This window comes from Romboutsia weinsteinii (assembly GCF_002250835.2).
GTDB lineage: Bacteria > Bacillota > Clostridia > Peptostreptococcales > Peptostreptococcaceae > Romboutsia_A > Romboutsia_A weinsteinii.
In genome coordinates, this window is the sequence record NZ_NOJY02000156.1 from 1 (window position 1) to 666 (window position 666).

2 rRNA genes are annotated in these 666 nt (G+C 43.5%); both read right to left on the minus strand.

The annotated features are described in order from the left end of the window. Positions 1 to 320: ribosomal RNA gene (locus CHL78_RS21025) — 23S ribosomal RNA — on the minus strand; the annotation flags it as partial. A gap of 201 nt (positions 321 to 521) precedes the next feature. Beyond that, a 16S ribosomal RNA gene (locus CHL78_RS20435) occupies positions 522 to 666 on the minus strand; the annotation flags it as partial.

Here is a 666-nt window from a genome sequence, read left to right on the forward strand (position 1 = left end):
AGCATCCATATTGCAGTCCGCAACCCCATCGAAGAAAACTTCAATGGTTTGGCCTGTTCCGCGTTCGCTCGCCGCTACTTACGGAATCGAATTTTCTTTCTTTTCCTCCGGGTACTTAGATGTTTCAGTTCCCCGGGTTCCCCTCGCTAAGCTATGTATTCACTTAACGATACTTAGACATTACTCTAAGTGAGTTTCCTCATTCGGAAATCTTCGGATCAAAGTTTACGTGCAACTCCCCGAAGCTTATCGCAGCTTATCGCGTCCTTCATCGGCTCCTAGTGCCAAGGCATCCGCCCTGCACCCTTAATAACTTGACCAGTTATTAAAGTTGATTTTTAAGAGTTTTCTCTCTGTGATTTTTAGAAGTTTTCTCTTCATATATTAAAATGATGTCATATCACTAAATGTTATGCAGTTTTCAAAGTACTAACATACTTATCGCTCGTTAGAGCTAAACAAGTAATTTTAAGTATTCATAAATGAACACTCAAAATTAAACAGTAGGCAATTCTCCTTAGAAAGGAGGTGATCCAGCCGCACCTTCCGATACGGCTACCTTGTTACGACTTCACCCCAGTTATTGATTTCACCTTCGACACTCGCTTCCCAAAGGGTTAGCTAAGTGGCTTCGGGCGCCCCCAACTTCCGTGGTGTGACGGGCGG